The sequence below is a fragment of the Streptomyces sp. NPDC005151 genome (assembly GCF_053599875.1).
Genome location: NZ_JBSFYR010000038.1, coordinates 24062 through 49994, shown reverse-complemented (window position 1 = coordinate 49994; position 25933 = coordinate 24062). Strand labels below are relative to the sequence as shown.

Below are 25933 nucleotides of genomic sequence, written 5' to 3'. Positions count from 1 at the left end.
GCACCACACAATGGCGATTGAGGTTTCCGGGGGGTGGGCGACCCTCCTCAAGACTCTGACCGGCATGCCCTTCCCGCAGGCGAACGAGGACACCCTGCGGGTGGTCAGTGACGAGTATCGCCAGATGGCCGAGAAGTTCCGTGAGGTGGAGGAGCTTCTGCGGCAGGTCGTCGGCCGCGTCGACGAGGACTTCGAGGGCGAGACCGCGACGCGGTTCGTGACGTACGCCCGGCAGTTCGTCGAGAGGACGAACGGCAATGAGAGCATCCTCGAACGGGCCTACGAGGATGCCATCAAGCTGTCGAAGAACGCCCACAAGACCGCCGCCGACATCGAGTACACCAAGTGGATGATCTTCGGCCAACTGGCCCTGCTCGTCGTGCAGATAGCCCTGGCCCAGGCCCTGATGCCGGTGACCGCCGGGCTGTCGGAGATCTGGGCGGCCGCGGCGATCGCCGCGTTCCGTTCCATGGCGGTGCTGATCCTCAAGTTCTTGCTGGCCCAGATCATCATGCAGACCATCACCGGTCTCGTCGGCGGCCTGCTGCTCGACTCCATCCTCCAGCTCACCCAGATGGGCCGCGGCGACCGTACGGAGTGGAACAAGAACTTCACCGCGGACGCCGCGAAGTTCGCCGCCATCGGCGGTGCGCTGGGCGGGCCGTTCGCACTGCTGGGCGGCGGGCTCGGCAAGCTGCTCGGCAATCTCACCGGCAAGGGGCTCGGCAAGATCCTCGGTAACGATGCGGCGAACGTGCTGGGTAAGGGGCTGGCCGGGGGCGGCAAGGGCGCGGGCGGTGCGGGCAAGGCCGCGGGTGGTCTCGGTAAGGGTGCCGGTGGCGCGGGTGCGGGTGGTCTCGGTAAGGGTGCCGGTGGCGCGGGTGCGGGTGGTCTCGGCAAGGGCGCGGGTGGCGCGGGTGCGGGTGGTCTCGGTAAGGGTGCCGGTGGCGCGGGGGCCGGTGCCGCGGGCAAGGGCGCGGGTGCTGCGGGTGCGGGCGCCGGAAAAGGCGCCGGCAGCGCGGGTGCGGGTGCGGGCAAGGGCGCGGGTGCCGCAGGAGCGGGCCTGGGCAAGGGCGCGGGTGCGGCGGGTGACGGCGCGGCCGGAGCGAGCGGAAGGGCCGGGGCGGGCGCCGCGGGCCAGGCGATCTCGGAGGAGTCCGCCCGCAAGCTCGGCGAGCGTCTGGGCAACATCATGGGCCGGACCAACGAATCCCTGAATCATGTGGGGGTGGACGGTGCGCGGGGGGCGGCCGCCGGAGCGGTCGGCCGGGAGGTCGTCAAGGACTTCGCGAACGCCTTCGAGAAGAACCTCGGGGACTCCCTCGGCAACGAGACCGCCCGGAACCTGGGCCGCGACTACGGCGAGGCGCTGGTCAAGAACTGGGGCGGCAAGGCCGACTGGCAGGGTCTGACCCATTCGCTGGACGACGCGCTCAAGCCGTACGTGAAGGACCTGGGGGAGGGCGGAGTACGTGCGCTCTCGCACGACCTGCCCGGCTCGTTCGTACAGACGATCAGCAAGAACATCGAAGGGAACATCGGCTTCCGGATCGGCAACTTCGTCGGTGAGATCGCCGGTGAATCGGGCCACGCCGTGGTCACCGAAGGCATGTACAACCTGATCTTCGGGCCCGAGCACAAGTTCACGGTCAGCGGCTGGACCGCGGCCGCGGGCGCGGCGGGCGGCGTCATGGGCCGGGGAGTGGCCCACGGCTTCCAGGCCGTGCACCACGCGGTCCAGGGCCCCCCGGCCGCGCCGCCGCCGCGCCCCCCGGTCTTCTCGTCCGACTCGCCCACCCCACCGTCCGGCGCGTCCCGGCCGAGCACCGAGTCGAGCACGACGGTGCGCGACGGCTCCGCCCCGAGGAGCGACGCCGACAACCGCACGCTCACGGATTCGGCCTCGGACTCCGGTTCGGACAACGTCTCGCTGCGGAGCGGCGACGACAACGCCTCGGACGGCGACAGCCTGTACTACCTGGACGCGGACGACTTCTCGGACAGTCAGACGCTGTATTCGCACGACGACGACGGGAACGCCGCACCGTACGACCTGTCCGGGGCGTCCGCCCCTTCCTTCGCCACCAGCTCGAACGACACGAACTTCACGAACGACACGAACTTCACGCACGACAGCAGCTTCGCCAACGACCGCAACTTCACGAACAACACGGACGAGACCAACAACTCGAACAACGGCAACAACTCGAACAACAGCAACACCGCGAACAACTCCGGCGACTCGACCACCAACTCCCTCACGCCCGAGCCCCCCGTCCCGCCGGACGCGGTGACGGAGCTGGACCTCCTGCTGAACAGCCTCCCGGACATACCCGAGACGCTGCCCTCCCCGGACCAGGTGCACGAGAACGTGACGCAGGACCTCACGGACGTGAACAGGCTCCTGGAGGACCTCCCGGACGTACCCGACACCCCGCTGGGCACGGTGCTGTCGCCGGAGGCGGAGCGGCTGTTGGCGGACCTGCCCGACGTACCCCGGAACGACCTTCTGCGGATGTCCGACGACGGCTCGGGCGTGGCGTCGTCCAGCCGGTCCGACGACTCCGGGCCGGGAAACCGGACGGCGCGCGACCTCGATCGCCTCCAGGAGCGCCTGGACCGGCTGAAGGACCGGCAGAACTCCGACGACTCGGACTCCGACCTGGCGGCACGGCTGGCGAAGCTGCGGGAGGGCGACTCCGACGGCCTCGGCCGCCCCGCGCGGGTCGACGAGCTCCGTGAGCAGTACCGCGCGGCCCTGGAGCAGGACGGCATCTACGGACCGGAGCCCGACGGGACAACGACGGGTATCGAAGGCGACGGAGTGCTCCCGCTCGGCGGCGCGGGCGGCATCGCGCCGCCGCCGCGCCCCGTACCGACCGTGTCCACGGGCCCGGGAGCCGGTATCGCCCCCGGCGGACCACAGCAGCGGACATCCACAGGTCCGTCCCCGGACGGGTTCGATGTGAAGCTTCCGGACGTCCCGCAGAACGAACCCGGTGTTCAGCCCTTCACGGCGGATGAACCGGACCTCGTGTTCCCGGACGTTCCCGTGACCCCGCCCGGCACCGAACCTCCGGCCGGCAGCCGGCTGGAGACGGAGCAGACCGAGAGCGACGGGAGGGGACGGGCCACCGAGGAGCCGCCGAGTTCTCTCCGTACGGAGACACAGGACGAACTTCCCTTCCGCGACGGCTTCGACGTGCACAACGACGGCGATATCGATTCGCTGATCGCGCGTCTCGACGAACTGGGCAGCCTCACCGACGACCCGGTGAACCGGCTGGAGCAGTTGCCCGACGTACCCGAAGGCCTGACCCCCACCGAGCAGCGCAGGCTGGCCAAGGACGTGGAGCGGGAGACCGACGCCCTGCTGGCGGATGCCCGGCGGGTGGGCGTCGACAGGGAGACACGGCAGCGGCTGAGCGAGCGCATCCGGGACGACGCCGGGGCAGGCAGGCACACCGACGCCGCCGACGGCCTGCGGGAACTCGGCGACCTCGTCGCCGTGCACGGCCTCGGTGAACGCCTCCAGCAGTTCCGCCGTCACATGGACGGCGGATACGAGGCGCGGGCCGCGCAGCTGGGAATGCGCCGCACGGAGTGGCTGCGCCATGCCCTCGACATCGAGCAGTCGGCTCTCGCCAACGATCCCCGTCGGACGACCCAGTTGCTTGACGACTTCGAGAACCGTCTCGGCACCCTCGGGTCCGAGCTGAGCGCCCGCGCCGACAGCACCCCCGAGGCGCTCCGGAAGCAGTTGGCCGACAACCGGCGGGCCGATGCGGAAGAAGCGGGCATGGACCGCGAGCGGTTCCTCGAATGGGAGGACCGCAGGGAGCAGGCGGCGACCCCCGAGGATCTCCGCAGAGTGCAGGCTGACTACGACGCCGAGCTGGAGACGTCGCGACGGCTCGCGACCTTGCGGGATCTCGGTGCATCCGAGACGGAGCTGGCCACCTGGAAGAACCGGTTCGAAGGACCGGGGTGGGGAAGCGACCTCGACGCGCAGTACGAACGTCGTACGGTCACCCTCGGCAGGGAGGCCGAACTGGCGTCCTTCCGGGCGAGGCTGGACGCCATGCGCGAGGGCGGCCACCAGCAGGAGTCCTCGGAGCCGCTGCCCCCGCCGCAGGACGGTGACGGCGGTCCCGGCGGTGACGGCACCCCCGGCCGGGACCGGACCGAGGACTCCCGGGCGGAGAATGACCGGATCCTGGAGGAGCGGCTCGACCGGCTGCGCGAGGGTACGGACGACACTGGGATGTCGCGCGAGGAGCGGCAGCAGTGGGAAGACCGGCGCGCGAACGCCGAGGACGACACGGCGAGGCAGGCCATCGAGCGGGAACAGCTCGACCGGATGGCACAGCTGGAGCGCGACCGGCGGCTGAAGGCCATCTCGGACGGCGACCCCGAGGGGGCGGAGCGCGGCACCGAACGCCGCGCCGCATGGCAGAACAGGCTGGACGAGGCGGCGGGCGACCCTCAGGCCATCGACCGGGTCCTCGACAGCTACGACGCCGAGACGGCGGAGCTGAGGCGTGAGGGGCAGGAGCGCCTGGAACAGGAACTGTGTGCTCCGGACCGCTTGCGGGACCTCGACCGCCGTATCGACCGCTCGCTCGACAAGCTGCCCGAGGAGGTACGCGAACAGGCTGCCCACGACGCCCGCACGCTGGTGGAACGCCTGCGGAACCTGGTCACGACCGGCAATGAGCCCGGTACCCCCAAGGTGGACGACGCCGTGTCGGAGAAGCGCACGGATGTCCAGGACACGGATCTGACGAACACGTCGGGCCCGTCGAATGCCGGACCGTCGGCAACCGTGCGCAATCCGGCCTTCCGGACGAACGTCGACGAGGGTGCCGGCAACTCGGCGAAGACCCCGCGGCCGGCCGACTCCGAACGGGACAGGCGTGCTCCGGTGCAGCCGGGCGAGCAGCTGATGGAGGCTCCGCGGCATCTGGACGATGCGTCGGAGTCCGGGGGGAAGGACGGGGACAGCCTTCACTCGCGGGAGCGGGACGACCTGCCGTCGCCGAACGCCCGTCGTGTACGTACACAGACCGAGGACGACACGCAGTCCCTCACCGACACGCGGACCACGTCGGAATCCGAACCGAACAACGACGTCGATCTCAAGTCCGACGACGCGTCCGACTTCAAGTCCGATGACGCGTCCGACCTCAAGTCCGACGACGACGCCGACTCCGTGGCTTCCGTGCCCAAGGACTCCGACATCCCCGTGAAGGAGAACGAGGAGCCGCCGGGCGGCCCTGGCGGTGACGGCTCCTCACCGGCAGGCTCGTCGGGCGCGCAGCAGCCCACGGCCCGCGACAAGGCCCTGAACGCGCTCTCGGCGGACGAGTACGAGCAGCGGATGTACCGGGTACGCCGCGACCGTCCGGACCTGACGACAGAGGAGGCACGCCGCGACGAGGTGTTCCGCCGGATCGAGAACCCGGGCGTGAAGGTGGAGAAGGCGGCCTTCGCCCCTCCGCTGCTGAGCGACAACGTGGATCCGCTCCCGCAGGAGCAGTCCAGTGAATTCGTCACGTTCGACGACAACGCGATGCTGCCGAAGTCGATGAAGGGCCACGGGCACGGACGGATCACCATCAGAGGTGCCGACGTGCTGGCCGAATCCGTCGCGAGGCGATGGAGTCTGCGCCCCGACGGGCTCGACGAGTTGAAGCGCGTGCTCGTCCAGAGTCCGCATACGCTGCTCAGCCCCCGGACCTTCATCCTGCCGACCATGGACGGCGGCCACCGGGAGATCTCCCTCTCGATGGAGAGCTACGGCAACTGGCGCCGCCACGCCGAGCCGTCGGCGTTGGCCGCCGTGGACGAGTCCGTACTGCACAAGGACGGAAACGGGAACGAGGGCAGTTCGACCACCTCGAAGACGGAAGGGCCGAAGGCTGAAGGGTCCAAGACCGGCGAGTCGAAGACGCAGGAGCCGAAGGCGGAGGGGTCCAAGACCGCCGCGTCCAAGACCGACGAGTCGAAGACGGACGCCTCCAGGACGGACGCTTCCAAGACGGACAAGTCCGAGACCGACGAGTCGAAGAAGGACGCGTCGAAGACCGCCGAGGTCAAGGCCACCGACGCCCCCGTCAAGATCGAGACGGAACTCCGTATCCGCCCCGGTGCGACGGAGACCAAGACCCTCGGCACCTCCCGCGCCTTCGGAGTGGCGGTCCCGCTGGGGCCCTCCGCGGGGACCGTCGGTGCGTTCGGGTCGGTGTCCCTCAGCGCACGGCGTATGGAGGCCTCCTACACGTACACCCGGGAGAGCCGCGCCCAGAGCAGTGTGACCGCGGTCGGCAAGGACGGCAGTCATCTGCATGTGAGCGACCTGCACATCGTCGTCGAGTCCTCGCGCGTCTGGGACAAGAAGGGCCGTGAGCTGTCCCCGGACCAGCAGCAGCCCGGCACCGCCGCGCAGCGGCGCTACCGCATCCAGGACGGGGTCACCTGGCGGGTCCCGGACAGCGTCACCGACCCGGCGATCCCGGACCGGCTGCCCATCGCCTTCGAGTTCGCGCCGGGCGCCCGGCCGCACCTGCTCGCACCGCTGAGCGTCACCACGGAGACCCGGCTGCTGGACTGGGCGCTCGCGAACTTTCCCGAGGCGACCCCCGGCAGCTTCCTCCGCCACCAACTGGCCGATCTGTTCGGCGAGGAGAGCCTGCGCACGATGATCGCGCAGAGCTCCGGCGAGACGGTGGTCAGTGCCCCGCTCTTCGCCGGTCTCGGCAACCGGTCACTGGGCTCTGTCGAGCTCCGGCTGATCCCGGTCGACGCCACACTGCTCCAGGCGTCCGACAAGACCGAGGTCAAGAAGGCCGACGCACAGCGCTCCACCGCCACCACGGAGAAGAAGAACACCCAGGGCGCCGGGGTCGGGATCTCCGCCGGTCCGCAGTTCGCGCTGCTCCAGCCCGCGGGCACCCTGAGCCTCCAGATCGGGGGATCGGCCGCCCTGACGACCCAGCGTGCGGAGAGCAGCTACAGCGGCAACACGGCCGAGTCCGTGCGGACGCTCAACAGCCGCGGCCACTCGGGGCTCTACGACGTCCGCTTCCGGATCGAGCTGCGCAGGCAGGGCGGCGCATGGGAGTCGCCCGAGCCGGCCGAGCGGACCGCCCAGGCCAACCGGAACGGCCCGAACGAGGAAGGCGCCTTCCTCACCGCCACCGTGCAGTTGCCACGGGCCGACGCACGCAGACTGGCCGGCTGGGACGACGGCACCGCACCCGTCCCGGACGCCGAGGTGCCCCCCGCCCCCGCGTATCTGTCGCCGTCGAATCCGGCGACGTTCGGCCTGCACGCGGTCCTGGACCTCGCCGCGACCCGTGACTCGGAAACGGTTCCGCCCCAGGTCTCCCTGACGGACGAACTGGTCGACCGCATCCAGGCCGGGCTGCACCGCGCCTACCCCGACCTGGTGCTCCCGCCCCGGCCGGACACCGCGGTCGACGGCGACCGGAACGGCGGCAGCGACCGGAAGTACAACACCGCGGTGCGCAACACCCATCTGCTGCGCCAGGCACTCTCCCGTACGGTGCTCGAAGGCTCCCTCGACCGCCTGACGAGCACCGGACTGCGGATCCAGCTGGAGCAGCTCGACTCCGTCAGCAAGCGGTACGTCGTTCTCACCGTGCGCGCGGAGGCGACGAACCGTCAGTTCGTGGGTGCCCACCACGATCTGGGTCTGGCGAACAACGTCCTGTCGACCCGCCGCGCGGACAGCGCGACCACCCGTACCCACGGCTGGTCGGTCGGCGTCGACGTGGGACTGACCGGGATCGAGCGCTTCGGCGGCACCGGGAGCATCGGCTACCGGTACGGCAGGCAGACCGCCTACGGCATGACGTACGGCCCGACGCTGACCCCGGACGGCGGCATCACCAGCTCCGGGTCGCAGCACCTGTGGTCGTACGACCTGGCCTTCACCGCTGAAGCCACCAGTTTCACCCGGCCGCGCCAGATCGCGCGGACCATGACCGGGGAGCTGCTCAGCACCCGGTGGTTCGTGAAGCAGGCCGCCGGGAGCGTCGACGTCCTGGCCACCGGGCAGGGCGACGGACAGACCGCCCCGGCCCCCGTCACCGGCCGCGTCACCCTTGCCGTACCCGCGTCGCTGTCCGTCCCCTCCACTCTGCCTCTCAACCGGCCGGAGACGGTTACGGCCCCCGTGCCCGTGCCGATGGACCCGGCTCTGGCCGAACTGCTCTCCTCCGGGAAACCCGTCTCCACGGATGACTGGACGCCCCACGCCCTCTTCGGCGGCCTGCACTCCGTGCAGAGCGTCACCTCGCCCGAGGTCGTGGTGCACCACCTCAAGGAACTGCTCGCCTCCGTCTCCGGCAACTCCTGGATCTACGGGACGGACGGGACCCCCGCCTCCGGCGCGCTGGCCGAGGCGTTCACCACCGGTCGCAACGAGGCGGACTTCAGCGACGCGGCGCAGACGGGCAAGCATGTCAGCGACCTGTTCGGGAGGACGGCCGTCACCGACATCACCGCGTCGGTCAGCGCCTGGCCCCAGGTGCGCGGGACGCGCGTGCTCGCCGTCGTCGACTCCAGCGACCTCGCCCTCTCCAACATCGGCTCGGGCACCAGCGGGGCGGGACACTCGGTCGCCCATGTCCGCAGTCACGCCATCTCGTCCCTGCTGGCTTTCCGGGCCAAGCACACCGACGCTTTCCAGACCTCCGGCACCTACGGTCTCACCGCGTCGCCGTACCAGCGCACCAGCACCGCGACCTCGGCCGAGACCTTCTCGGCGAACCCGGCCCACACGGTCCAGTACACCGGACCGATGGTCCTGGTCGGCGCCGATGTGGCCTGGCACCTCGCGGCCCGCTCCCAGCCGTCCGGTCTCCTCCAGGCGCCCATGGAACTGATGCGCGGACGGCCGCCCCAGGGCCGGGTCGTGGAGATCCCCGACGGCCTGCTCGTGTGGATGCCGCTCGCCGAGGCGAGGAAGGCCGGTCTCTTCGACGACGGTCTCACCGCTCCGCCGCCCCAGCAGCTCTTCACCGCAGTCGATGCGGCCGCGCACGCCACGCTCACAGTTGGCCGCATCGACATGTCCGAGGCGATCAGCCGGTTCATGGGCACCCTGATGGAAGACCTGCCGAAGCACAAGAGCTGGCTCGGGCCCAAGAGCCTGCTGGCCGACCAGCTCGGCGGCCTGGCACGGCAGATGACCACCCTGTCGCCGTCCGGTATCCGCGCTCTCCAGACGGGCATGGAGAACGGCGGCACCTCCCTGCGTCTGGCCCGGAACAAGATCGGGCCGGCCAAGGACGCCAGTCTCACGGTGACCCTGGAACGGTCCGGCTTCACCCCCGGTGCGCTGCGCCACGACGTGAAGCCCACGATCACCCGGCCCACGTCCACGGCGGAGACCGTCACGGAGAAGCTGGCGCGCGGGTACGAGGCCGGCTACCGGCTCGGCGAGGTGCCCACCATCTGGGACCGTCCGGCTCTCCGGAGCGGCGGCTTCACCCTCGACGACCGGGTCGGGTCCACGCACTCGTCCTCCCTGGCACACGCGGTCACCGACGCCGTCAGCGCCCAAGTGGCCTTCGAGGGGCCGGTGGTGACCGGTCGGACGACGTTCAGCGTCACCTTCACCCTGGAGCTGCCCGACGGGACAGTGGTCCCTCGCACGTATCCCGTCGGCGAAGCCGAGGTGGTGCTGCCGCTGAGCCTCGCCCGGCCGCAGAGGGCCGAACAGCAGACAACCGAAACCCGGACGACGGAACCGCAGAAGACCGAACCGCAGACAACCCAAGCCCGGACGACCGAACCGAAGAAGACGGAAACGCAGAAGACCGAACCGCAGACAACCCAAGCCCGGACGACCGAACCGAAGAAGACGGAAACGCAGAAGACCGAACCGCTGGCGGCCCGCACACCCCGGGATGCCGCACACCCGATGCTGCTTCCCCCGGATCAGCAGCAGGCCGTTGCGCTCCGGGAGCGCAACGCGGCGGGCAGGAACCTGTTCGCCACCGGCCCGGAGAGTGTCGTCGTCACCACCGTTGGCGGCATCACCGCACTCCGGGACGCCGCAGCGTACGCCGTCGACCTCGCTGTCCAGGGACGCGGCGCCACGACAGACGCCGCGACGGAGATGCCCACGAACAGCAATGGCCGTTATGTGCGGAAGACGGTACTGACGCGGCCCGGCACCGCCGCCGGCGAAGTCCTCAAGGGGGGCATCAGCACCGACGTGCTGAGCGCCTACCTTCCGCAGATGATCCGCGACAGCCTGACCGTCACGCTGCACGACACCACGTCGACGATCGGCGGGACGGACGCGACCCTGAAGATCTCCGCCGACGTCGATCTGTCGCGGGCCCGGCTGCTGGCCGTGGACCCGGGCGCGGGACTCGGCGGCAGCCGGCGGACCATGGACAACGACACCTACACGGGTGACACCACCGAATCGCACATGCCGTCGATGACCGCGGGACCGGCCTTCCAGACGCAGCCCTTGGTGCAGGCCACGGCCACCGTGCCGGGCTGGACGGACTCCGACGCGGCGGGCGGTGCCGCCGACCGCCGAACCTCCGCGCTGACCACGCTCAAGCCCTTCGCCGGCGGCGCCGTGCTCATCCAGGCACCCCTGCACATACTCCAGACGGCGAAGGCATCGCACCGCATCGCGGACCTGCCGGTCGTCCCGTCGTTGCTCAGGCCCGGGACCCGGCCGCCGGTCACCGTCGAGCACACGGTGCAGGACGGGGTGACGATGTGGGTGTCGTTCGACGTCGCCGGGGAGCACAAACTGCTGCCGCCCGAGGTCGAGGCCGCTGCGGGCACCGTCAAGGAGCAGACCAAGAAGTACACCAAGGCCGCCACGAAGGCGGAGACGGCCGAGCGGCGCCTGCGCGCACTCGACAGCGAGGTCACCTCCCTCCACACGGAGCTCCGGCGCCTCCTGGAGATGCCGGCTCCCACCGGCACGGACGTGGCCGCGGCGCGGGAGAGGCTCGCCAGGGCCCGCTCCCGGTACGCCGAAGCCCAGCAGGACCTGGCCAACCATCGCCGCGGCCTCGCGACCGCCGAGCAGCACCTCGCCGCTGCATCCGAGGCCGCCTGGAAGGCGGTCGACCACTACACGATCACCGGTACCCGCCCCTCCGGCACGCCGCCGGTCGCCTGGAGCGAGCCGGCCGCCGCTGCGGCCACCGAACAGACTCCGGCCACCGTCGCCGGATACCCGCCGCTCACCGAAGCCCTCGAAGGGCCGGTGTCCCTCGAAAGCACGGTGTCCCACGAGGGCCCGGCCGCCGACCTCACCGGACCGCCGCGCCTCGTCACGCGGGAGGACGTCCTCGCCCGTACGGAGGTCTGGCTCGACAACGCCGGGCCGCTGTCGGACACGGACGCCGTACGCCGGGAACAGATCAAGGCGGCGGGCTGGGCGCAGCGCCTGGGGACGGCGGACGCCGCCTACCGGTCGTCGCTGGAGGCCGTACTGGCCGCGCGGTCACCCCTGAGGGCTGCCGAGCTCCAGGAAGCCCGAGCCCGAAAGGCAACGGACCGGGCGGAGACCGAGGGACGGCTCGACGCGGTCGATGCCGAGCTGAAGAACGCGCGGTCGGTGTATGACCGGGTAGTCGCACAGCTGACAGCCGACTACCGCGAACTCGCCCTGGTGCAGGCGAACTTCGAAGCGGTGGACGTATCCACCCGAGGGGTCCTGGAGCCGCAGGCCGAAGGCAGCGCCCCCCGCGTCGTCACCCCCTGGCACCCCGCGCCCGAACCCGAGGGCTACGTCCGCCCGGCCGACGCGAAGTCCGCCCCCGAGCCCTACACCGCCGAGGGCGAGGACTCACAGGGGCGCCCGGTCAGTCTGAAGTCGCCGGACGGCCGCGTCCTCCACCTCGTGGAGCCGACCTCCACCGGACCCGCGCACCTCGACATCGGTACGAGCTTCCACCGGTCCCTCCTCGACGCGGTAGAGCGCGCCCATCCGGGGCCCCTCGCCGAGCTGGGGCTCCACGCGTCCGGCAGAAGTCTTTCCGCCGCCGATGTCGAGCACTTGAGGCAACGCCTCGCCGACCGGCTGATGGCGGACCGCGACGAACTCGCGGAGTTCCTCGCGGTCGATCCCCAGGAGCGGTTCACCGCGCAGGAACTGGCCGACGCGGGAATCGTGCTCAGCGAGGCACAAGCCGCCGAACACGCCGCCTCGCGCAGCCGCCTCCCGGACACCGTGGCCGCCCGGCTGACCCCCGACCAGCGCCTGGAGCTGGCCCGTACGACACTGCTGCGGTCCGGCGACGGGCAGATCGGCGACCGCAAGGACGCGGGCTGGAACCACTCCGCGGGAGACCTGGCGGCACTGCTCGCGGCCCGTGTGCTCGGGGTCCCGGTCACCGTGGTCCAGTCGGACCTGAACCATCTGACGTTCGCCGCTCCTGGAACGGACACGGCAGGGAACACGCGGTCGGGCGTGGTGCTGCACCTCGCGGACGACCTGTACCGGCCCGCCGTGCCTCTCGCGACGGACGGCCTGCTGCTCAACGCCGACTCGGAGATCGCACAGCAGCTCTCGGACACGGTCCTGTCCGAGAGCACCACGACCGCGCCGGCCCGCGAGGCGTCCCCCACCGTTCCGATCCACTACGTGGGCGCCGGAGCCGGTCCGCCCGTCGCGGTGCCCAAGGAACTCAACTTCATCTGGCTGGGCGGCGAACTGACGGAGGGCGCCCGCGCCAACATCCGCGAGTGGGCGGCCAAGGCAGAAGAAGCACAGTGGAAGCTGACGATCTGGACGGACGGGGACGGCCGGAAGAACAATAAGGAATTCCTGAAGGGCCTGGTGGATTCCGACACCGTTCATCAGGGCCGGGTCAAGGACCTGTTCGACAAGGACAAGAGCCCCGGCGGGGAGAAGCTGTCCCCCAAGGTGTCCGCGCTGTACGACGCCGCGCGTGACAGGAACAGCTACGCGATGGCCTCCGACGTCGCCAGATACGCCCTCCTCCACAAGCACGGCGGGGTGTACCTCGATGTGGACCTGGGGCCGGGAGCCGTGGTGCTGCGCCCCGAGGGCGTGACCCTGCCCAAGGGCGACGACACCCTGCCGATGTTCGGTCCCATGCTTCAGGACCTCGACAGCGTACGGAAGGTGCTCGGACTCGAAGAGAACGCGCCCGTCGAAGCGGACCGGATTCAGGACGCCGCCGAAGTCGCCTACAAACAGGGGCTCTTCGGGAATCAGTTCATCGTCGCGCACCCCCGGAGCCGCTTCATGAAGCAGGTTCTGGACAATCTGCCGGACATCAACAACAAGGACGACTACGTCAGGGGTGTCCTCAAGGCGGCCATGAAGTCGAAGAACGTGGCCGGCAGTACCGGTCCGGGATTCCTCTCACGGCAGTTCGACGTGCACATCAAGTCCCTCAAGGGCCCGGAGGCCACGAACTACCGGTTCAGGCCACCGCCCACCCAGTTCCGTGTCCGGGCAGCCGAGTGGGCGGACTGGACGCGTCTGGACTGGCTGACCGCCGAGAGCGAGAACCAGGAAGCCCCCGGGACGGCGTCCGCGCCGTCCCGGCAGGGAACGCTGGTCAAGCGCCTCGGCGACACCGTCAGGAGAATCAAGGGCTCGACACCGTGGGGTGGCGGCAGGTCCGGTTCGGACACAGCACCGCTGCCGAACGACGGGACGTTGCTGACCGGCTTCGACCCGACAACGGAGCGACTTGAGCAGGGGAGTGGGACACCGAAGGAGGAACTCGTCGGCAAGGACGGCCGGAAGGTCTCCTTCGAGCAGGCGCGGCAGGGCCTTCGGACGATCCGTGACGCCACGGGCGAGGTCATCGGATACGCCTCGCACAGCGACCGGGACTGGGCTCCACGCAAGGACTTCTACGCGAACTACCGCGCGGACGAGACGTCCTTCAAGGCCTACCGGACGACGGACGGCGGCAAGTTCGTCCCGGCGGCCGAGGACGAGGCGTCGCCCCACACGGTTCCCTGGCACACCGGCACGAGCGCCCCGGCCGGGCAGCGCACACCCAGGCCGGTGTTCTTCGACGCGCACGGCTCCCAGGACGGCGTCAAGCTCCACATCGGCGACGGCCTTCCGCTCGAGGTCGACGGTGCCCAGTTCGCGCGTTTCATGGAGACCTTGAGAGACCCCGACCAGCCTCCGGCTCCGGTCGTGCTGGTGGCCTGTGACACCGCGGGCGTCCGCTTCACGGACGGTGGAAGCGTCGTGATGGATGCGGCACGGGCGGTGCCCGGACGCCGCTGGTACGCCCCCGATGTCGCGGTCGGCCATGTGGGACCGCCGGCCGGAGCCGCCGCGGGCGGAGCGACCGGAGTGCTGGCGCTTCTCCAGGACCGGACAACCGGGCGACAGGGCCAGTGGGTGACCGCGAGCGAGCCCACCGAACTGGAAGCCCTGCTCACGCGGGAGGGCGGAGGGACCGGCGAGGTCACCGAAGGCGGGACGAGACTCCAGGACGGTCCGGGCCTGCGGCAGGACGCTGACGAGCTGCTGCCGAACTTCCCGCCCGAGGAACCGTTGTCCGCAGAATCCGTCGGGCTGAGCCTGGGCGGCGGCACGGGCGAGCCGCGGGCGATCCCCGAGGAACTGAACTTCATCTGGCTGGGCGGAGAGATGACGGCCGCCGCCCGCGCGAATCTTCGGAGCTGGGCGGCCAAGGCCGAAGAAGCCGGCTGGAACATGCGGATCTGGACGGACGACAGCGGCGGCACCGCCAACCGTCAGTTCCTGGACAGCCTCGCCGGAAGCGGACCGGTGACGAGCCCGTCGGTCAAGTCCCTGTTCGAGAAAACGTGGACGGGCGCGCTGTCCAACGACGTGCTGTCGAAGGCCCGGCGCCTCTACAAGTCGGGCCAGGAGCACCGGAGCTTCGCGATGGCCTCGGACGCCGCCCGGTACGCCCTCCTCTACAAGCAGGGTGGCGTGTACCTCGACGTGGACCTGGCGCCCGGGGCGTTCACCCTGCCGTCGGGCGGTGTGCAGATGCCGACGGGGGACAACCTGCCCATGTTCGGGCCCGGTCTGCGGGACGAGACCAGTGTGTTCGGCAAGCCGGCCCCCGGTGAGGCACCGGACCCGGACCAGGTCCTCACCCCCGAGGTCATCCGTGCGGCGGCCGAGGACCGCTACCGGCGAGGCCAGTACGGCAATCAGCTGATCGCGGCCCATGCGCACAACCCGTTCCTGAAACATCTGCTGCAGAACCTGGTCGACATGAAGTCCCTGACGACGTTGGAGCGGGCGGCGAAGGAAGGGGAGATCAAGGCGCGGAACGTGGCCGGCATCTCGGGGCCGGGTTACATCGACACGCAGATGAACGCGTACAACAAACAGTGGGAGAGGGAGCATCCGACCGAGGCGAAGCAGCAGCTGAGGGGATCGGACAGGTTCAAGCCCACGGACGCGGCCCGGAACGTCTGGATCGATTTGACCTGGGTGACCTCGGAGAGCGCGAACCAGGAGACCGCGTCGCTGACCGATGCGAATGAACCGGCACCCGAGCCGGTCTCGCGGTCCGCCACTCTGCGGGAGAAGATGAGGAAGTTCGCCGGCACGTTCAGGAGCAGTCACCGGGACGGCACCGGTTCGTTCTCCGAGTCCCCGGGAATCCTCCCCAACAGCCGGACCGCGCCCCCGGCCGACGACGGTCTGTCCCTGCCGCCCTCGTCGTTCCCGTCGCCCTCGGCCGGACCACTGTTCACGCCCGCGTCCGGCAATCGGACACCGGACGCCGTGCTCACCGGCACGGACGGACGCCAGGTCTCCTACGGCCAGGTCTACGAAGGCCTTCAGGTGATCCGTGACGCTGACGGCCGGAGGCTGGGCTACGCGTCACACACCTCGCAGGACTGGGCGCCCCGCAAGGACTTCTACGCCGCGTACGGTTCGGACGAGGCCCTGTTCGCGCACTACCGGACCACGGAGGACGGGAGTTTCGTACTCGACACCGCCGGCGGCTCGGACTCCCCGTCCGGCGAGGTCCCCTGGCAGGCCGGCGCCTCTGCGCAGGGTACGAAGGAGCCGGTCAAGCCCCTGTTCTTCGACGCGCACGGCACCGAGAACGGCATCGAACTCCATGTGGTGGGCGAAACGCCGCTGGTCGTCGACGGCGCTCGGTTCGCGCGTTTCATGGAGACGCTCAGGGACCCGGCACAGCCCCCGGCTCCGGTGGTGCTGGTCGCGTGCGAGACGGCGAAGATCCGGAGCGTCGACGGCGGGAGCGTGGCGAAGGACGCGGCAGGCGCCATACCCGGACGCCTCTGGTACGCGCCCGATACGGAGGTCGGCCACGCCGGACCGTCGAACGATTCCGACCGCGCCACGGGAGTGCTCGGTCTGCTCGCGGACCCCGTCACACAGCGCCGCGGTGAGTGGATCGTGGCAGGGGAGTCACGCGAAACCGGCCCGGCCTCCGTGCCCGCCCCGCGGCTGGAACCGGTGCCGCACACCGCCACGTTCTCGGACATGATCTTCGAAACTCTCAACTCCGCCCCGCAGAACGGTGCGGAGCAGGTGATGTCCGACGACCTGGCGCAGAGCGGCCCGGAGGCCGAGCAAACAGAGCCCGTACCACCCGCGCAGGCCCATGAGGAAGCCGCTCAGCCGGAGCCCGAACGGCCGCTGAACATCTCCTACACGGAGGAAGGGGCAGACCCGCAGCAGCTCGGTGCCGACAACGAGGAAGGGGTACGCAAGTACGTCTTCACCTCGCTGGCCAGGGGAGATCACGACGCGGTCGGGCTCCTCCTGGACCGGCTGGCGGCACTGGACGATCCGCCGGGCTATCTGGAGAATCTGCGCGCGCAGGTCGACGCGCTCTCGGACGGTGCCGAGGCCGCTCCCCCCATTCCGCAGGAGCTCCATTTCGTCTGGCTCGGCGGCGACCTCCCCTCGGCCGCGCTCACGAACATCGTCGCGTGGGTCCGCAAGGCCCGCGCCGCCGGATGGCGGACCAACCTGTGGACGGACTCCCGGACACATCTGAGCGGGACCACACTGTTCAGGATCCGGACCACGGCGGGGCTCACGCGGATGCAGATCGACCCCGTCGTCGACCCGCGTCTGGCGGAAGCATTCGGGGAGGCCAGCGCGGGCGGTGCGTACCCCTTCGCCTCCGACCTCGCGCGGTACAGCATCCTCAAGACGCACGGCGGGGTGTACGCCGACGTGGACCTGGGCCCCGGAACGGTCGACCTCTCCGTCATCGGGAACACCCCACTGCTCCGGCAGAACGACCTTCCTGTGTTCGGCCCGCTCATCCGTGACGTGGACGGCCTGGGCCGCGCGCTCAGAGAGATGGCCGTGCTGGAGAACGTTCCTCATGTGCCGCTGACCGGGCCGCCGACCAGGGAACAGATCCGCCGCGTAGCCGACCATCTGCTCGACACCGGTGGCTACGGCAACCACTTCATTTCCGCGCAGCGGGACTCGGTCTTCATGGAGCGGATGATCCAAAAAGTCACCGGGAATCTCGTTCTCCTCGAGAACGCGAAGGAGATGAAGATGTCGGGCCCGGCGTCCTCGGGGCCGTTCCCGATGCTCCAGGTGCTCAACTACCACCTGCGTGAGGAGTTCGGGGTGAGGGACCTCGTACGCGGCGAGTTCGCCCGGTTCCAGGGCCAGGGAAGGCACTTCCACGAGGCCATGGACTGGCTGACGGCCGAGAGCGAGAACCAGAGCTACGAGCAGACGTGACGTGATGTCACATTCCCTGACAGGGGCGGGAACCGAGCCCCTCCAGCAGCAATCGAAGAAAATGACGAGAATCAATGGCAGGGAAAGAGGGGCGACCTGTGAAGCGAGAGCGGTCCAGCGAGGAGAGTGAGTCCGGGAACGGCCGGGGCGAGACCTCGGGCGGAACGGCTCCGGACGGTGCGGCGGGCGCGGCTCCGGTGAGCATAGGCGCCCCGTCCGCGCCGTCGTCCCGCACGGTGACGGAGGGCGGCGGCACTCCGGTCACCGGCGGCAAGGACGGCGGCGCGCGGACACCGACCTCGTCGAAGCCCGGCCCGGAGGAGGCCGAGGAGCCTGCGGCCCAGACCCCGACGGTGGTGCACGCGGCCGGGGTCTCCATCGGCAGGACCACGTCCGAGCCCGAGGGACAACCGGACGGTGAGAGCTCGGCGGTCGCCCGGGAAGAGGAGGCGCCGACGGCCGGAGAGTTGGCCGCGGTGGCCGCCTCCACGGTTGCTGCGGGCGCTGCCTCCGCGGCCTCGTCGGGTGTCGCGGAGAGTACTGCCGGGACGACGGCCGAGGCGAAGACGTCCTTGTCCGCCACGGCCGCGGCGGAATCGACTCCCGCGAGTGGGTCCTCCGCACCCACGGCGACGGCTTCCACGGAGCCGGCCGCCGCTGCCGCGACGGACGGTTCCACCGCGGCGGCCGTCGCCGCCGCACCTGCCGTCGTTTCGGCCGCAGCGTCTTCCACCCCGCCCGGCGGTGCCGCGGCAGGGGAGGGCGGCGCCCCGGAGCGCCCCGGCCGGGTGTCGCGCCCGATGGTGGTCGCGGCCGCCTTCGCCGGTGCGCTGCTTCTGGCGACCCCGTTCGTCGTGGCGGGCGCCCAGAAGGACGAGGCCAAGCCCGAGAGCCGCGAAGCGGCGGCGGCGTGGAAGGGGGACGGCCGGGCCGGCGGTTACGTACCGGGCACCGACCCCGACAGTCCCGAGGGCAAGCGGGCCGCCGGTGCCGACAAGCCGGGCGGCACCCCGGCGCGGGGCGACAAGGGCCCGGTCGGTGACGTACGCGCGGACACGGGGGACGGGCGGAAGCCCGCGGACGGGTCGGCCGAGGCGGAGATCAAGGGCGCCAAGGGCAGCAAGGGCAGCACCACGGGTGCGGCCGACAAGACGGAGAAGAGCGGTTCCGGCGACAAGGCCCCCGCCGCCACGGGCTCGGACGCTCCCACCAAGGCCCCCTCGGCCGGTTCGGCGCCCAAGTCGGCACCCGCCGTGGTGTACAGCGGCGTGTCCGGACCGGAGTGCCCCACCCAGCGCTTCCAGAAGTCGGGTTACTACAGCGACGGCAAGGAGGGCTGGGCCACCCACAGCGGCGGCTTCGGCGGCTACGGCTGCGCGGGGAAGTACCTTTCCATGCCCATGTCCGGCAGTTCCTCCAAGGACTCGGGCGGATCGGCGACCTGGCTGTTCGACCTGCCCGCCACCGCCAGGAAGTGCAGCATCTCCGTCCACGTGCCCGGGAGTTCCGACATCGTGCGGGTCGGTGGCAACCCGAGCTACTACACCGTGTACGACCGGTTCCTGCCCAGGACCAGCAACCTGGTCGGCTCCTACTACGTCCGCCAGAAGGAGCGTCGCGGCACCTGGTACAACGTGCCGGGCACCTTCCCCGTCGACGCCAAGAAGCTCTCCGTGCAACTGCACGACCGGGGCGAGGACAACAACTACGAGCACCACGCGATATCCGCGCTGAAGGTGACCTGCACCGGCTGAGAAACCGGCTCGGACACCACTGAGAAACCGGCTGCGTAACCGGCCGGCGGACCGGTCCGCCCGCGCCCCGCGCAACGTACGAACGCGGCAGGCGCCCCGATCCCCAGGAGGCCTTCACCTCCGGGAATCAGGGCACCTGCCGCACCCGTGCGGCTGTGGTGCCACGGGCTCGCCCACGCGGTCTGGCTCTACCATCGGTTCCCCCTCTCGTACCGCGAGGTCGAAGAGCTCCTGCTGCAGCGCGGGATCGAGGTCACCTACGAGACGGTCCGCCAGTGGTGCACGACCTTCGGCCCCGGCTACGCCGCCGGCCTGAGGAAACGCCAGATACACCCCGGGGGCAAGTGGCACCTGGACGAGGTCTTCATCAAGATCCGAGGCGTGCAGAGGTACCTGTGGCGGGCCGTGGACCAGGACGGCAACGTCCTGGACATCCTGGTGCAGAACCGGCGTGACACGGCCGCCGCGAAACGATTCTTCCGCAAGCTCATGAAGAGCGCGGGCGCGGTGCCCCGGGTGGTGGTCACCGACAAGCTCGCCTCCTACGGGACCGCGCATCGCGAGGTGATGCCCTCGGTGGAACATCGCGCGCACAAGGGGTTGAACAACCGGGCGGAGAACTCCCACCAGCCGACAAGGCAACGCGAACGAGCGATGAAGGGCTTCCGCTCCGTCGGTGGGGCGCAGCGCTTCCTGGCCTCGTTCAGTCGGATCTCCCCGCACTTCCGCCCCGGACGCCACCTGATGTTCGCCCCCGAGTACCGCACCGCCATGAAGGACCGCTTCACCATCTGGAACGAGATCACTGCCACCACCGGACACCTCGTCCCGATGGCCTGGACCACACCCGCACCGGGCAGAGCGGCCCGGAACGGCCTCGGCATGCCAAGAGCCGGAAGCCTCTCGCTCAACCTGACAATGCCGTACTACGAACGCCGCACCAAGGAGGGCAAGACCCGACGCGAAATCGTCCGATGCCTCAAGCGCTACGCCGCTCGCGAGGTGTTCCACCTGGTCGAACCCATGCAGTCACGACCCCCGTCATAGGGGAAGTTGTGAGATATGAGAGCGTGAGGCGAGTGAGCGAGACGACACCGAACACCCTCCAATACCGCTTTGACGGGCCAGAAGACGCACCGATCCTGGTCTTGGGCCCCTCTCTCGGTACTTCATGGCACATGTGGGACCGGCAGATACCGGAGCTCTCCCAGCACTGGCGGATCTTCCGCTTCGACCTGCCGGGCCACGGCGGCGCCCTCGCCCACCCGGCCACCGCCGTCGGTGAGCTCTCCGACCGGCTGCTGGCCACCCTCGACGGTCTCGGTGTCCAGCGCTTCGGGTACGCGGGCTGCTCCATCGGCGGCGCGATCGGCGCCGACCTCGCGCTGCGCCATCCGCACCGGGTCGCCTCGCTGGCCCTGGTCGCCGCCTCGCCCCGGTTCGGCAGCGCCGACGAGTTCCGGCAGCGCGGGGTGGTCGTCCGCACCAACGGCCTGGATCCGATGGCCCGCAGCGCGCCGGAACACTGGTTCACCCCCGGCTTCGCCGCCGCCCAGGCCGCGATCGTCGAGTGGGCCGTCCAGATGGTCCGCACCACCGACCCCGGCTGTTACATCGCCGCCTGCGAAGCGCTCGCCACCTTCGACATCCGTACCGAGCTCAGCCGCATCGGCGTCCCGACCCTCGTGCTGGTCGGCGCCGAGGACCGGGTCACCGGGCCCGCCGAGGCCCGGACCCTGGTCGCGGGCATACCGGACGCCCGGCTCGCCCTCGTCCCCGGAGCCTCGCACCTCGCCCCGGTCGAGCAGCCCGCCGCCGTCACCGACCTGCTCGTCACCCACTTCTCGACGAGCTGGCAGGACACCCTCGCCGCCATCCCCGTCCCGAGCACCGGCCCCGCGCTCTCCGCCCCCGTGCTGCCCATCGCGGAGATCGCCCCCGCCACGGATCTGCCGGAGGCCGTGACCAGCGGCCGCGCCGACCCGTACGAACCGGGCATGAGGGTACGCCGCGAGGTGCTCGGCGACGCCCATGTCGACCGGGTCATGGCCGCCTCCGACGAGTTCACCGGCGAGTTCCAGGAGCTCGTCACGCGCTACGCCTGGGGGGAGACCTGGACCCGCGAGGGCCTGGACCGCCGCACCCGCAGCTGCATCACGCTCACCGCGCTGGTCACCTCCGGCCATCTGGAGAGCCTGGCCGCGCACATCAGGGCCGCCCTGCGCAACGGGCTGACCCCCGCGGAGATCAAGGAGGTGCTGCTGCAGACCGCCGTCTACTGCGGCATACCGGCCGCGGGCGCCGCGTTCACGATCGCCCAGACCGTGATTCAGGAAGAAACGAAGCCCCGTCCGTAGCAGGATGGGGCCATGAACACCGTGAACCCCATGCACCTGACACTGACTAAGAAGACGCACTCCTGTATCCGTCTGGAGAAGGACGGGCAGACGCTCGTCATCGACCCGGGCGGCCTTTCGGAGGAGGACGCTGCCGTCGGCGCCGACGCGATGCTGGTGACGCACGAGCACTTCGACCATTTCGACGAGGGGCGGCTGCGCGCCGGTATGGAGGCCAATCCGGCCGCCGAGATCTGGACCCTGCGCAGCGTCGCCGACCAGCTCTCGGCGGCCTTCCCCGGCCGGGTCCACACCGTCGGCCACGGCGACACCTTCTCCGCGGCCGGGTTCGACGTGCAGGTGCACGGCGAGCTGCACGCGGTGATCCACCCCGACATTCCGCGGATCACCAACATCGGCTTCCTGGTGGACGGTTCACTCTTCCACCCGGGCGACGCGCTCACCGTCCCCGACCAGCCGGTCGACACCTTGCTGCTCCCGGTGATGGCCCCCTGGAACAAGATCTCCGAGGTCATCGACTACGTACGCGAGGTCAAGCCGCGCCGCGCCATCGATATCCACGACGCGCTGCTCGCCGATCTGGCCCGCCCGGTCTACGACAACCAGATCGGCAGCCTCGGCGGCGCCGACCACGGCCGGCTGACCCCGGGTGAATCGACCGGCCTGTGACCGGCGCCGGTCCGGCGACTGTCAGTGGGAGCCGCTAGGTTTACGTACATGCGCATCGCCACGTGGAACGTCAATTCGATCACCGCCCGCCTCCCGCGGCTGCTCGCCTGGCTGGAGAGCTCCGGCACGGACGTGCTGTGCATCCAGGAGACCAAGTGCGCGGCCGAGCAGTTCCCGGCGGACGAGCTGCGCGAGCTCGGCTACGAGTCCGCGGTCAACGCCACGGGCCGGTGGAACGGGGTCGCGCTGGTCTCCCGGGCCGGCCTGGCCGACGTCGTCACGGGGCTGCCCGGCGGCCCCGATTACGAGGGCGTGCAGGAGCCCCGGGCGATCTCGGCGACCTGCGGCCCGGTCCGTCTCTGGTCGGTGTACGTGCCGAACGGCCGCGAGGTCGCCCACGAGCACTACGCGTACAAGCTGCGCTGGTTCGAGGCCCTGCAGAAGGCGGTCGCCCCCGACGCCGCGGGCTCCCAGCCGTTCGCGGTCCTCGGCGACTTCAACGTGGCGCCGACCGACGAGGACGTCTGGGACCCTGCCCTCTTCGAGGGCGCCACGCATGTCACCCCCGCCGAGCGTGCCGCCCTCGCCACCCTCCGCGCGGAGGGCCTGTCGGACGTGATGCCGCGACCGCTCAAGTACGACCGCCCGTACACCTTCTGGGACTACCGCGAGCTGCGCTTCCCGAAGAACAAGGGCATGCGGATCGACCTGGTCTACGGCAACGCCCCCTTCACGGCGGCGGTCAAGGACAGCTATGTGGACCGCGAGGAGCGCAAGGGCAAGGGCGCGTCCGACCATGCGCCGGTGGTCGTCGATCTGGATCTGTGACCGCCGTCCGGTGACGTCCCGCTGATCCTGGCGCACAATCCTTGCCTACAAGACCCGCCGGGCCGGGGTGCCGTACATAGAGGTGGACGCGGCCTATACCTCGCAGCGCTGTGCGCGCTGCGGACACACCTGGCGGGCCAACCGGCGGCCCGGGCCGATTTTCAGTGGTCGCCGATACGGTGATCCCTGTCATTGTCCCGCTTGCTGGCTGCTTGCGAAGACTCGGACCGCTCCGCCCGTTCAGCACAGGGCGGGGCGTCATATGCGGACAACGCGGCGGTCGCGCCGAGCGCCAGGACCATCAGCAGCGCACTCACCCACAGCGGCGACCGGAAGCCGAACCCCGCACCGATCGTGATGCCGCCGAGCCAAGGCCCCAGCGCGCCGCCCACGTTGAAGGCGGCTGTGGAGAACGAGCCGGCCAGCGTCGGCGCGCCCGACGCCGACTGGAGCACCCGCGAGATCAGCGCTGTTCCGGTGCCGAACGCGAGCATGCCCTGGACAAGGACGAGCGCGACGACCGCGACCGGGCTCCCCGCGGTCAGTGCGAGCCCGGCCCAGCCGGCGGTGAGCGCCACCAGCCCGGCAGTGGTGACGGCGACCGGTCGCGCATCGACGATCCGGCCCGCGACGGTGACACCCAGGAACGAGCCGACCCCGAACAGTGCGAGCACGGCAGGCACCCACCCGGCGCCGACCCCCGTGACCTGAGTGACCAGCGGCTCCAGATAGGAGAACGTGCAGAAGGTCGCGCCCTGCACGAGCGCGCTCGTCAGCAGGGTGAGAGCGAGCCGCGGCTCGGTCAGGGACCGCAGTTCGGCACGCCCGCCCACCGCGTGGGACTCGGCCCGCTCGCCGGGGATCGCCCTGGCGATCACCGCAAGGGCCGGTACGGAGACGAGGGCCACGGCCCAGAACGCAGCGCGCCACCCCCAGTGCCCGCCCAGCACCGCACCGGCGGGCACCCCCGCGACACAGGCGACGGTGACACCGCCGACCACGACCGACGTGGCGCGAGCCCGGGCGCCGGGTCCGGCCACGGCGATCGCGGTCACCAGCGCCACGGCCCAGAAACCCGCGTTCGCCAGCGCCCCGACGACCCGTGTCGCCAGCAGTACGCCGTAGCCGGGGGTGACCGCGCCCACGACATGGACGGCGGTGAAGACGGAGAGGAAGAACAGCAGCGCGCGACGCCGGGGCCAGTTCCGGCTGAGGAGCGCCATCGCGGGTGCGCCGACCACCATCCCGACCGCGAACGCCGACGTCAGCAGGCCGGCGGCCGGGATGGATACGTGCAGGTCGTCGGCGATGTCCGAGACCAGACCGGACAACATGAACTCGGAGGTGCCCTGGGCGAAGACGGCGAGCCCGAGCGCGTAGACAGCAAATGGCATGAAGGAACCCCATGGGCAGACTGATGGACGGACCAGGCAGGGGGTGTGGGCCGCGCCCGCCCGACAGGTCGAGCGGCAACGCGGAAGAGTGTCAGGCCTGTTCACGGACGTGACGCGACAACGCGGCAGGCAGCCGTCGTGGCCGGGAATCTGCGCACGAGCGCATAGGGGGAAGCGCAGCCCACACTGCGGTGGTCCTGCGGCGGCAGCCGGGCAGAAGCGATCCTCCGGCCTGATCGGCCGTGCGGGATCGACTCGACAGCGGGTCGGCCACCGGCGGGACCGGTGGCTAGATTCTGTTCGCCTCGGGGCTGGACATGATGGCGAACGTACCAGTCCGGATCACTCCGCCTCCACCCCTTCAAAGAGAATGGCCTGCACACGTACCTGGGTAGGGTGCGCGGTCATGACAGATGACATCGTGGGTGCGCATGTGCTGAGGACTCTTCTGACAGGCCTGAACCTGCGGGGAGTTGACTCGCGCCGATACGGCGGAGTATTTCGCGCTGCTCGACGGCCGGTCGACAGCGAACTCGCCGACGAGCTGCTGGCCTTCCTCGCGCCGGACCCGGGCCCCGGCCCGTCGTCCGACGGTTGGGTTGGGCAGGTGTGACGGCCTGCCCGGCGGTTGCGAGCAGCGTGCGCGGCGGCGCACGGGTGGGCGTGCACCTGGTTCAGCACTCGAACGACAGGCCGCGCGCCCTGTGGTGCGTAACCGGGCCGGGATGCGACCCTGAGTGTTATGAACATCCCCTTCTTGGACAACTGGCGTAAGCGTCACGACGGTAGGCGCGGAGCAGGCCTCGCGGCCGCCGTCGAGGCCGACCCGGACGGCGTGGCCGAGCTGCTCGCCGAGTGCGAGCTGCTGCGTGTCCGAGTGGGGCAGCGAGGGCTCGAACTCGACGACACTCCGGCCTCGTTGACGGCGCTCGACCAACTGCCGCCCCGCTGGCGGGACGACCCCGAGGAGCTGCCCTGGCTGGGTAACGACGCCGGGCTGTACCTCGGAACCGTCCTGGTGCGGAACGTCCCCGGTGCCGTCTGGCACATCTGGCCCAGCGGGCAGCCGGTGGTGCGGCTCGCCTCCGGGCGGGAGATCGATGTCGTCGAGGCTGGGCTCGACTGGGCGATGGCCGGCAGCCCTGAGCTCTCGCAGGTGTACGCGGAGTCAGCCGAAGGCTAATAAAACGC

The 25933-nt window shown here is 70.4% G+C and carries 8 protein-coding genes and 2 pseudogenes; 9 read left to right on the top strand and 1 reads right to left on the bottom strand.

Going from position 1 to position 25933, the window contains the following annotated elements; all coding sequences use genetic code 11:
- Nucleotides 1-10: 10 nt before the first annotated feature.
- The 7 genes and pseudogenes from ACWD6R_RS21190 to ACWD6R_RS21160 all read left to right on the top strand — a co-directional run.
- Complete coding sequence (locus ACWD6R_RS21190) at nucleotides 11-17740, top strand: glycosyltransferase (RefSeq protein WP_451820104.1); 17730 nt, start codon at nucleotides 11-13, stop codon at nucleotides 17738-17740.
- A 98-nt stretch (nucleotides 17741-17838) separates the two neighbouring features.
- Nucleotides 17839-19494, top strand: coding sequence for a hypothetical protein (locus tag ACWD6R_RS21185; protein WP_451820103.1), 1656 nt, complete (start codon nucleotides 17839-17841; stop codon nucleotides 19492-19494).
- Between the two features lie 126 nt (nucleotides 19495-19620).
- Nucleotides 19621-20301, top strand: a pseudogene (locus ACWD6R_RS21180) (IS6 family transposase); the annotation flags it as partial.
- Between the two features lie 272 nt (nucleotides 20302-20573).
- Nucleotides 20574-21851: a bifunctional 3-oxoadipate enol-lactonase/4-carboxymuconolactone decarboxylase PcaDC gene (gene pcaDC, locus ACWD6R_RS21175; RefSeq protein ID WP_451820102.1), complete on the top strand. Its 1278-nt coding sequence runs from the start codon at nucleotides 20574-20576 to the stop codon at nucleotides 21849-21851.
- 12 nt (nucleotides 21852-21863) lie between these two features.
- A complete protein-coding gene (locus ACWD6R_RS21170) occupies nucleotides 21864-22520 on the top strand; it encodes an MBL fold metallo-hydrolase (protein ID WP_451820101.1) in 657 nt (218 codons plus the stop codon).
- A 48-nt stretch (nucleotides 22521-22568) separates the two neighbouring features.
- Nucleotides 22569-23348, top strand: a complete 780-nt coding sequence (locus ACWD6R_RS21165; protein ID WP_451820100.1) for an exodeoxyribonuclease III — start codon at nucleotides 22569-22571, stop codon at nucleotides 23346-23348.
- A gap of 67 nt (nucleotides 23349-23415) precedes the next feature.
- Nucleotides 23416-23493 (top strand): annotated as a pseudogene (locus tag ACWD6R_RS21160) (zinc ribbon domain-containing protein); the annotation flags it as partial.
- A gap of 16 nt (nucleotides 23494-23509) precedes the next feature.
- On the opposite strand, the gene ACWD6R_RS21155 reads toward ACWD6R_RS21160, so the two are convergent.
- Complete coding sequence (locus ACWD6R_RS21155) at nucleotides 23510-24742, bottom strand: Cmx/CmrA family chloramphenicol efflux MFS transporter (protein ID WP_451820099.1); 1233 nt, start codon at nucleotides 24740-24742, stop codon at nucleotides 23510-23512.
- Nucleotides 24743-25148: 406 nt separating this feature from the next.
- Here ACWD6R_RS21155 and ACWD6R_RS21150 point away from each other — a divergent pair, with 406 nt between their 5' ends.
- Both ACWD6R_RS21150 and ACWD6R_RS21145 read left to right on the top strand, forming a co-directional pair.
- On the top strand, nucleotides 25149-25355 hold the full coding sequence (locus tag ACWD6R_RS21150; protein ID WP_451820098.1) for a hypothetical protein: 207 nt from the start codon (nucleotides 25149-25151) through the stop codon (nucleotides 25353-25355).
- Nucleotides 25356-25484: 129 nt separating this feature from the next.
- The gene (locus ACWD6R_RS21145; protein WP_359110648.1) at nucleotides 25485-25925 is read left to right on the top strand and encodes a DUF6278 family protein; all 441 of its coding nucleotides are present in this window, start codon (nucleotides 25485-25487) and stop codon (nucleotides 25923-25925) included.
- Nucleotides 25926-25933 lie beyond the last annotated feature (8 nt).

Excerpts from the sequence above, each read along its gene's own strand:
- ACWD6R_RS21190 (WP_451820104.1), top strand. The coding sequence starts at position 11 with ATGGCGATTGAGGTTTCCGGGGGGTGGGCGACCCTCCTCAAGACTCTG.
- ACWD6R_RS21170 (WP_451820101.1), top strand. The coding sequence starts at position 21,864 with ATGAACACCGTGAACCCCATGCACCTGACACTGACTAAGAAGACGCAC.
- ACWD6R_RS21150 (WP_451820098.1), top strand. The coding sequence starts at position 25,149 with ATGACAGATGACATCGTGGGTGCGCATGTGCTGAGGACTCTTCTGACA.
- ACWD6R_RS21165 (WP_451820100.1), top strand. The coding sequence starts at position 22,569 with ATGCGCATCGCCACGTGGAACGTCAATTCGATCACCGCCCGCCTCCCG.
- ACWD6R_RS21155 (WP_451820099.1), bottom strand. The coding sequence starts at position 24,742 with ATGCCATTTGCTGTCTACGCGCTCGGGCTCGCCGTCTTCGCCCAGGGC.
- ACWD6R_RS21145 (WP_359110648.1), top strand. The coding sequence starts at position 25,485 with ATGAACATCCCCTTCTTGGACAACTGGCGTAAGCGTCACGACGGTAGG.